This is a genomic window from Hydrocoleum sp. CS-953 (genome assembly GCF_002260545.1).
GTDB lineage: Bacteria > Cyanobacteriota > Cyanobacteriia > Cyanobacteriales > Microcoleaceae > Trichodesmium.
The window spans coordinates 1-9,799 of record NZ_LGSU01001317.1; the positions used below are offsets into that span (position 1 = coordinate 1).

Here is a 9,799-nt window from a genome sequence, read left to right on the forward strand (position 1 = left end):
GACGATAGGAAGCAATCTCCGCGCACCCCTGAGATTGCTATCCGTTCCGGAATGCTCCGCAAACCTTCCACGGAGTGTAAGTCGCAATGACGCAGGCTATAGTAATTATCCGGATTCTATATCATCCCATCATCAAATCAATTATTACCCCTGAGTGTATCAATTAATTCTCCTGAGAACCTATTTTTTGGAGATACCAAATGGCTTCTATAAAATATTGTTAAACTGAAGGAAGTTAACAGTAGTTTGAATTTTTCACTCTCCTGTTAACTTCCAACATTAAATAGTCTAAAAATTCACCATTAACTAACATGAAATCAATCAAAGAACCCAAAACACCAGCCATTGTACAACAAATGCAATGGATTTTAAACCCAGTTCAAACAATGGAAACCTGTGTTAAAAAATATGGAGATATCTTCCAATTAAAAATCGGCGTAGGTGGTCAACCTCTAGTGTATCTGAGTAACCCAGAAGCTATACAGGAGATATTGACAAAAGATAATAATGAATATAATGCTCCAGCTAGCCCAATTTTAAAATCAATGTTTGGGGAAAAATCAATGATTTTGTTAGAAGGCGATCGCCACCGTCGAGAGCGCAAACTATTAATGCCTCCTTTTCACGGCGACAGAATGAGGAACTATGGACAATTAATCTGTAACCTGACTAAGCAAACTGCCAAAGAATTACCCATAGGTGAAAAATTCATCGCCCGTCAACTAATGCAAAAAATTACTCTGCAAGTAATACTGCAAGCAGTTTTTGGTTTATATGATAGCCCCCGACTCTCAGAAATCAAATCTATATTAGCAAATTTTCTAGAACTCACTGCTTCACCATTGCGATCGACTATAATATTTTTCCCATTTTTACAACATGATTTAGGTCCTTGGAGTCCTTGGGGTCGATATCAACGTAAAATGCAACGACTGGATGAACTCCTATATGCAGAAATTAATGAACGTCGCGGTCAACTAGATCCAAATCGTACTGATATTCTCACATTGATGCTGTTGGCACGAGATGAGGAAGGCCAAGAGATGAGCAACCAAGAAATCCGCGATGAGCTGATGACCATGTTAATTGCTGGTCACGAAACTACAGCAACAGCTCTTGCTTGGGCAGTTTATTGGGTTCACAAACAACCAGAAGTATATCAGAAGTTAACGGAAGAGTTGGAAACTCTGGAAAAGGATGTCGAACCCATGACAATTTTCCGTTTACCCTATTTGACAGCAGTTTGTCAGGAAACCTTGCGAATATATCCAGTGGGAATGCTAACATTTCCTCGCGTACCAACAAAACCTGTAGAGTTGCAGGGTTATCAGTTGGAAGCAGGTACAATGATTAATGGTTGTATTTATTTGACTCACCGACGGGAAGATTTATATCCAGAACCAAACAAGTTTAAGCCAGAACGGTTTTTGGAGCGAAAATTTTCTCCTTATGAATATTTGCCTTTTGGAGGTGGTAGTCGTCGTTGTCTGGGAATGGCATTAGCAAATTTCGAGATGCGTTTGGTATTGGCAACATTAATGTCTCATTTTGAGATGGAATTAGCAGAAAATCAACCTGTGAAACCCCAACGTAGAGGATTGACTTTAGGACCAGCGGGTGGTGTAAAAATGCTGATGAAAGGGGAATACAAGCAGGTAGAAAAGAAATCTCCCTCGGTTGCAACTGTATGATTATAACTTAGGCAGAAACCGGGTTGATAAGCGAAATGTCGTGGTTCAAACAACAATATCACGGCAATAAACCCGGTTTCTTGGTTGCGCGTGCGTAAGTCCTGATGATATATTGTTAAACTATATGAAGTTAACAGTAGAGTGAAATGCTCATGCTTACTGTTAACTTCTGTCACTAAATAGTCCAAAAATTCACCATTAACTAACATGAAATCAATCCCTGGACCAAAAACACCAGCCATTGTACAACAAATGCAATGGACTTTAGACCCAGTTCAAACAATGGAAACCTGCGCTCAAAAATATGGAGATATCTTCATGTTACAAGCTGGTTTAAGTAATTCCGCTACAGTGTATGTAAGTAGTCCAGAAGCTCAAAAAGAGGTATTGACTAAAAAGAATCAGTATGAAGCCCCCAGTAATATGATTTTGAAATCTTTGCTAGGGGAGAAATCAATGATTGTGCTAGAAGGTGATCGCCACCGCCAAGAACGCAAATTATTAATGCCTCCTTTTCATGGAGACAGAATGCGGAACTATGGTGAGTTAATGCGTAACATTACCAAAGAAGCAGCCAGCAATTTAACAGAAGGTAAAACATTTATTGCCCGTCAACTAATGCAAGAAATTACGATGCAGGTGATAATTCAAGCTGTTTTTGGTCTACAGGATAGCCCCCGGTTATCACAAATTAGGTCAAGCTTAGGAGATTTTGTTCAAATGATCGCATCTCCAGTCCGAGCTAGTTTATTGTTTTTTCCCTGGTTGCAAAAGGATTTAGGTCCTTGGAGTCCTTGGGGTAAGTATCAACTTCAACAACAAAAACTTAATGAACTCCTGTATACAGAAATTGCTACTCGCCGCTCTCAACTAGATCCGGATCGTAATGATATCTTTACCTTAATGCTATTAGCACGAGATGAAGAAGGTCAAGGTATGACAGATCAAGAAATTCGGGATGAGTTGATGACCATGTTGTTTGCTGGTTACGAGACTAGCGCAACAACTCTAGCTTGGGCCGTTTATTGGATTTACAAACAACCAGAAGTATATCAAAAGCTGATGCAGGAGTTGGAAACCCTAGAGATAGATACTGCTGATCCAATGACAATTTTTCATTTACCCTATTTGACAGCAGTTTGTCAGGAAACCTTACGACTATATCCGGCAGGAATGTTTACATTTCCTCGTCGGACAAAACAACCTGTCGAGTTGCAGGGTTATCACTTGGAAGCAGGTACAATGATTCAGGGTTCTATCCATTTAACTCACCAACGAGAGGATTTATATCCAGAACCGAAAAAGTTTAAACCAGAGCGATTTTTAGAACGACAATATTCTCCTTATGAATATTTGCCTTTTGGAGGTGGTAGTCGTCGTTGTTTAGGAATGGCACTAGCAAGTTTCGAGATGCGTGTGGTATTGGCAACGTTGTTATCTAATTTCGAGATGGAATTAGCAGAAAATAAACCTGTAAAACCTAAACGTCGAGGATTAATTGTCGGACCTGCTGGTGGAGTAAAAATGCTGATGAAAGGCGAACGCAAGCAGGTAGAAAAGAAATCTCCCTCCGTTGCAGTTGTATGATTATAACTTAGGCAAAAACAGGGTTTATAAGCGAAATGTCGTGGTTCAAACAACAATATCACGGCAATAAACCCGGTTTCTTGGTTGCGCGTGCGTAAGTCATGATGATATATTGTTAAGCTATATGAAGTTAACAGTAGAGTGAAATGCTCATGCTTACTGTTAACTTCTGCCACTAAATAGTCCAAAAATTAACCATTAACTAACATGAAATCAATCCCTGGACAAAAAAAACCATCCCTATTCCAGAAAATTCAATTTATTCTCAACCCCCTTAATACTCTTGAATCATACGCCAAGCAGTATGGAGATATTTTTACCGCCGTAGTTACTTTACCTAAACAAGTACAAGTATTAGTCAGTAGTCCACAAGCTTTGCAGCAGATATTAACAAAGGATGAGAATGAGTATGAAACTTTTGGTAGTCCAATTTTACAATCAATGCTTGGGGAAAACTCAATTTTGTCCTTGACAGGCGATCGCCACCGCCGAGAACGTAAATTATTAATGCCTCCCTTTCATGGCGACAGAATGCGGAACTATGGTGAGTTAATCTGTAACATCACCAAAGAAGCCGCTAGCAATTTAACAGTGAGTAAAACNGGATGAGAATGAGTATGAAACTTTTGGTAGTCCAATTTTACAATCAATGCTTGGGGAAAACTCAATTTTGTCCTTGACAGGCGATCGCCACCGCCGAGAACGTAAATTATTAATGCCTCCCTTTCATGGCGACAGAATGCGGAACTATGGTGAGTTAATCTGTAACATCACCAAAGAAGCCGCTAGCAATTTAACAGTGAGTAAAACATTTATTGCTCGTAAACTGATGCAGGAAATTACGATGCAGGTGATACTCCAAGCTGTGTTTGGTCTATATGATAGTCCCCGGTTATCACAAATTAGGTCAATATTGGCAGATTGGCTTGAACTCACAGCTACCCCGCTCCGAGCTAGTTTATTATTCTTGCTTTGGTTGCAAAAGGATTGGGGTGCTTGGAGTCCTTGGGGTCAATATCAGCGGCTACTTAAACAACTAGATGAACTTCTCTATGCAGAAATTGCCACTCGTCGCGCTCAACTAGATCCAAATCGTACTGATATCCTGACCTTAATGCTATTAGCACAAGATGAAGAAGGTCAAGGTATGACAGACCAAGAAATTCGGGATGAGTTGATGACCATGTTAGTTGCAGGTCACGAAACTACTGCAACAGCTCTAGCTTGGGCAGTTTATTGGGTATACAAGCATCCAGAAGTATATCAAAAGCTAATGCAGGAATTAGCAACTCTAGAAGCAGATACTGACCCTATGACAATTTTCCGTTTACCCTATTTGACAGCAGTTTGTCAGGAAACCTTACGCATATATCCAGTAGCAATTTTCACAACTTTTCGTCGGACAAAACAACCTCTTGAGTTACAAGGTTATCACTTGGAAGCAGGTACAATGATTCAGGGTTGTATTTATTTGACTCACCAACGGGAAGATTTATATCCAGAACCGAAAAAGTTTAAGCCAGAGCGATTTTTAGAGCGACAATATTCTCCTTATGAATATTTGCCTTTTGGAGGTGGCAGTCGTCGCTGTTTGGGAATGGCATTAGCAAATTTCGAGATGCGTTTGGTATTGGCAACTCTATTATCTAATTTTGAGATGGAATTAGCAGAAAATCAACCCGTGAAACCTAAACGTCGAGGAATAACTTTAGGACCTGCGGGTGGAGTAAAAATGCTGATGAAAGGGGAAGGTAAGCAGGTGGAAAAGAAATATCCCTCCGTTGCAACTGTATAGAACCCCTGAAAGGATCTATTTAAAATTATAGATTGAGAGTAGGGGAGCAGGGGAGTGGGGATAGGGACGTTGCATAAGGGCGTCCGTACGGGAGTGTGGAGAGATGGGGAGATGGGGAGATGGGGTGTATTAGATATCTGCCACTCATCCCATCATCAAATCAATTATTACCCATTTTTTATCAATTAATTCTCCACCAGAACCTATTTTCTGGAGAGACGCTTAGGGCTTCTATAAAATTTTGTTAAACTGTGGGAAGTTAACTGTAGAATTACACACCCAAACGGCTTTGTTAACTTCCAGCCTTAAAAAGTCTCAAGATTCACCCTATGTAATCATTTTCCGGTTGCCCTAATGCTCGAAATATCTACTCAAGTTTACAGAGGTTTTCATTTGAGTATAGAAGCCCTAAGCGTATCTTGGGCTTTGTTGCGAGTTTTTGGCTCAGTCCTCAGTCCTCGTAGGGGCGTTTCATGTCGCTCCGCGAAACGGCCTTTAGCTTCGCATAACTATCGTTAACGCCCGTACAGAAGTCAGGAGATTAAGAAATACTCAGAGGGGAAAAAGGTAGAAAAATGCTCCCATCTCCCCACACTTCCCACACTTCCCACACTCCCCACCCCCATCATGTATAAAAAAATAAATACCTTCAGGGGTTCTATATAATAGTAGGGGGCGATTTCCTGCGGAATGCTACGCAAACGCGTTTACGTTTGCAGAGCATTCCGAAGGAAAGTATTCCGGAACGGAAATCGCCCCTACAAGTTTTTGATGAATTCTACTATAATTAATCCTACTATCTAAAGTGGCTATAATTGGCCACTTAGTCACAAATAAATTACAGAAAAATTTAATAATGTTTGCAACCCAAACTAGAACCAACCAAAGTATTAATAGCATACCTCACGATTTGTTTGAAGCGATCGCTGACCTCAAGCAAGAATTAAATGCTGTCATTCTGGCTCACTATTATCAAGAACCAGATATTCAAGATATTGCGGACTACATTGGTGACTCTCTTGGTCTTTCTCAACAAGCTGCCGAAACTGATGCAGATGTGATTGTTTTTGCGGGAGTTCATTTTATGGCGGAAACAGCGAAAATTCTCAACCCTAATAAACTGGTACTTCTACCAGATTTAGATGCAGGTTGCTCCCTCGCGGATAGTTGCCCACCAGAAGAGTTTGGTAAATTTAAAGCTGCTCATCCTGATGCAATAGTAGTTTCTTATATTAATTGTAGTGCTGCTATTAAGGCGATGAGTGATATTATCTGCACCAGTTCCAACTCTGTCAAAATAGTTAAACAAATACCAATAGACCAACCGATAATTTTTGCCCCAGACAAAAATCTAGGTCGCTACGTCAGTGAACAAACTGGAAGGGATTTGATTTTGTGGGAAGGTAGTTGTATTGTTCACGAGACATTCTCTGAGAAAAAGATTGTGCAATTAAAAATAGAACATCCCGAAGCCGAAATTATTGCTCATCCAGAATGTGAACCAACAGTATTGCGTCATGCAAGTTATATTGGTTCGACTACTGCTCTCTTGAAATATTGTCAGGAAAGTACAAGTCAAGACTTTATTGTGGCAACTGAACCGGGAATTATTCACCAAATGCAAAAGAGGGAACCCAACAAAAACTTTATTCCAGCACCAGCAATGAATAATTGTGCTTGTAACGAATGCCCCCACATGAGGCTAAATACTTTAGAAAAACTGTATCTAGCAATGAAAAATAAAACACCAGAAATTATGATTCCTGAAGAAACACGAGTAGCAGCATTGAAACCTATTCAAAAGATGTTAGAACTTTCATTTGACATACTCCCGACGTTGCCCTGACGGGAAAAAGCGGGATTATTCAGCCTGGGAAACCCTGACCGCTGCGCGTGACAGAGGTGATGTCCTCCCCCTGTGTTGACATTGATAATAACAAAATCCTCCTAGCTTGTCAAGGGCTTATGAACGTTTGGCCTTGGCTTTCCCATACGACGCTCCCCTAATAGCTGCCGCACTTGCTCCGCCTTTTCGTATAGGGAATGCTCCGCAAACATGTCGGGGACAGCCGTTAACGCGCGTTGTGCGCTAGCTAAACGGGAGAGCGCTGAACTTCCCGCCAGGGAAGTTAATTAGGTAAAAATCAAAGATAGATTCCTTGAAACATCTGCAAAAATTCAAGTTTGCCTTTCAAGGATCTCAGCTCAAGCTGTTTACACTGTGAATTGAGTAATGATGTAAAAAGATTAGAGCTTTCAAAAGGAAATTTAGGATTTTCTTACCTCCTAATTCAGCGGGAGAAACTGATAACTGATAACTGATAACTGAAATGACAGAAGCAGTAAAAGTTGCTCAACAATATTATGATGGCACGGAAACTGACAGAATGTACGCGACTATCTGGGGTGGCGAACATATTCATTATGGCATCTACACCAGACCTGACGAACCCATCCATGATGCTTCCCTGCGTACAGTAGCAACCATCGCCAAAACTTTGGAAAAAATAGACCATAATTCGCGGATCATTGACCTGGGAGCTGGATATGGAGGAGCAGCTCGGTATTTGGCTAAAACCTACGGCTGTTCCCTCTATTGCCTTAATTTAAGCCAGTTGCAAAATCAACGCAATAGTCAACTAAATCAAGAACAAAACTTAGACCACTTGATAGAAGTGACTCAAGGGAGCTTTGAGGATATTCCCTATTCAGATAACTCCTTTGATATTGTTTGGTCTCAGGATTCTATTTTGCATAGTGGCGATCGCCGTCTAGTTTTCCAAGAAATCAAGAGAATATTAAAACCAGGAGGTGAATTGATTTTTCAGCACCCCATGCAAAGTGCACCTTGTCCCCCCAGAGCATGGCAAACGGAGGTGNTCCCCCAGGAGCATTGCAACCTGCTTTTGACCGTTTGGGAATAAGTAATATGGGGTCTTATCGGTCTTACAGTCAAATGGCAAAAGAGTTTGGTTTTGAGGAAGTACATTTTATTGACCTTTCCCAAAATGTGCCTACCCACTATCGACGTTTTCAGGAGGAGGTGCGGAAACGATATGATGAATTGGTAAAATTGACTTCAACGGAATTTGTAAACAAAACTTTGAACAGCATTCAACCTTGGATCGAACGTTACGAACAAGGATATATGCAATGGGGAATTTTACATTTTCGTCTGTTGGAGAAAGATTAATCAACATAACCAAGACTTGAGGAAAGGACTTACGCAAAACCTAGGTCATTAATGTTATTGCGACGATAGAAAGCAATCTCATGGGTTTAGGAGATTGCTTCCTTGCACTCCGTTCCAGTCGCAATGACTTAATTATCCGAATTTGATATTAGACAGAATCAGGATCTATCCCTAACTCTTTTAGTTTAGCAGCCAGACGTTCGGCACGTTGCTGTTCTTGTTCAGCCCGTTGCTGTTCCTGGTCAGCCCGTTGACGTTCTTGTTCGGCGACTTCCGCAGGCAATAATACCAAGTTCCTTTGGGAGTCATAAAATCTTAACCACACTGCCGACTCTTGCAGAATAGTTCCTTCCCAAGTACCTAACCATAGCTCTAACATATTGCACCACAACCATCCCTTATCATTCTTCTGGAACTCCTGATATTTAGAATTTTTCAGCTCCCATCCCTGTAATGACTTCGAGTCAAATGGATTAAAGATAAAATAATATGGAGTACGGAATGTTTGCTCATAAATATCCTTTTTTTTGCCAATATCTACATTAGCAGTTGAAGGAGACGTGAGTTCAACTATGGCATCTGGATAACGACCTGCTTCTTCCCAAACTACCCATCCTTGACGATCTGTATTGCCTTCAACATTTAAGACCACAAAGAAATCAGGACCTTTGAAATCGCGATTTCGGGCTTGAGCGCTACTATAATAAATAAACATATTGCCGCCTGCAAAAAAGTCATTGCGNCTACATTAGCAGTTGAAGGAGACGTGAGTTCAACTATGGCATCTGGATAACGACCTGCTTCTTCCCAAACTACCCATCCTTGACGATCTGTATTGCCTTCAACATTTAAGACCACAAAGAAATCAGGACCTTTGAAATCGCGATTTCGGGCTTGAGCGCTACTATAATAAATAAACATATTGCCGCCTGCAAAAAAGTCATTGCGGTCTGACCAATATTGATACAAGGAATCAATCAGAACATTCATGGCAATACGGTGACGGTTGCTTTCCAAGGGTTCTCCATCATCAAAGATTAAGTCTGTAGGTGGCATAGGTGGTTCCCAGTCGGGAGTGACTTCGGTTAGTAACTCGGTTTTGGGAGATGTTTCTGTAGTCATTGTTAGCCCCCTATTTTTTGGTTTCATTATTTAGAGTAGCATGGATTTAATAATGTTATGTCGGGTTGAATAGTTGAAATAAACGGTAATAGTTAAACAATTAATAATTAATAATTACCTTTTCTGTAATATAGGGATTGACTAAAAGGATTTTTTTTTCTTTCTCCATGAATGGAAAGGGTTTATACCTTAATTTTTTTTCGGTAACAGCCAACAGGAAAAAAAAAAGAAGATTCAGGATCATATAAAACCGGATTTTTTTTAGCCTTTTAGTTGATTAATATGACGATTTGAGTAGATTTATTTTTTCTATTAAAATGGAATTTTTTGATTTTATAAAAACTATTTTTTTTTACAGATTATGGATTACAAAATATTTTATTCTTGGCAGTCATATTTACCAAATCAAAC

7 protein-coding genes and 1 pseudogene are annotated in these 9,799 nt (G+C 40.1%); 6 read left to right on the top strand and 2 right to left on the bottom strand.

Going from position 1 to position 9,799, the window contains the following annotated elements:
• Nucleotides 1-311: 311 nt before the first annotated feature.
• The 6 genes from AFK68_RS24110 to AFK68_RS42495 form a co-directional block, all read left to right on the top strand.
• A complete protein-coding gene (locus AFK68_RS24110; RefSeq protein WP_094675733.1) occupies nt 312-1,691 on the top strand; it encodes a cytochrome P450 in 1,380 nt (459 codons plus the stop codon).
• A gap of 207 nt (nt 1,692-1,898) precedes the next feature.
• On the top strand, nt 1,899-3,278 hold the full coding sequence (locus AFK68_RS24115) for a cytochrome P450 (protein WP_094675735.1): 1,380 nt from the start codon (nt 1,899-1,901) through the stop codon (nt 3,276-3,278).
• A gap of 207 nt (nt 3,279-3,485) precedes the next feature.
• A partial coding sequence (locus AFK68_RS46300) for a cytochrome P450 (protein WP_371357533.1) occupies nt 3,486-3,880 on the top strand: 395 nt, incomplete at its 3' end.
• 113 nt (nt 3,881-3,993) lie between these two features.
• Nucleotides 3,994-5,073: a cytochrome P450 gene (locus AFK68_RS24125; RefSeq protein WP_371357534.1), complete on the top strand. Its 1,080-nt coding sequence runs from the start codon at nt 3,994-3,996 to the stop codon at nt 5,071-5,073.
• An 856-nt stretch (nt 5,074-5,929) separates the two neighbouring features.
• Entirely contained in the window at nt 5,930-6,919 is a 990-nt protein-coding gene (gene nadA / locus AFK68_RS24130) for a quinolinate synthase NadA (RefSeq protein ID WP_094675741.1), read from the top strand.
• A 484-nt stretch (nt 6,920-7,403) separates the two neighbouring features.
• A partial coding sequence (locus AFK68_RS42495; RefSeq protein WP_246844423.1) for a cyclopropane-fatty-acyl-phospholipid synthase family protein occupies nt 7,404-7,952 on the top strand: 549 nt, incomplete at its 3' end.
• Between the two features lie 462 nt (nt 7,953-8,414).
• On the opposite strand, the gene AFK68_RS24140 is transcribed toward AFK68_RS42495, so the two are convergent.
• Nucleotides 8,415-9,008: Uma2 family endonuclease (locus tag AFK68_RS24140; RefSeq protein ID WP_246844424.1), on the bottom strand; the 594-nt coding region annotated here is incomplete at its 5' end.
• A gap of 1 nt (nt 9,009) precedes the next feature.
• Nucleotides 9,010-9,388 (bottom strand): annotated as a pseudogene (locus AFK68_RS24145) (Uma2 family endonuclease); the annotation flags it as partial.
• Between the last annotated feature and the right edge of the window lie 411 nt (nt 9,389-9,799).

What these genes read in the sequence shown, in the direction of transcription:
- AFK68_RS24115 (WP_094675735.1), top strand. Translation starts at nt 1,899, where the DNA reads ATGAAATCAATCCCTGGACCAAAAACACCAGCCATTGTACAACAAATG.
- nadA (WP_094675741.1), top strand. Translation starts at nt 5,930, where the DNA reads ATGTTTGCAACCCAAACTAGAACCAACCAAAGTATTAATAGCATACCT.
- AFK68_RS24110 (WP_094675733.1), top strand. Translation starts at nt 312, where the DNA reads ATGAAATCAATCAAAGAACCCAAAACACCAGCCATTGTACAACAAATG.
- AFK68_RS24125 (WP_371357534.1), top strand. Translation starts at nt 3,994, where the DNA reads ATGCCTCCCTTTCATGGCGACAGAATGCGGAACTATGGTGAGTTAATC.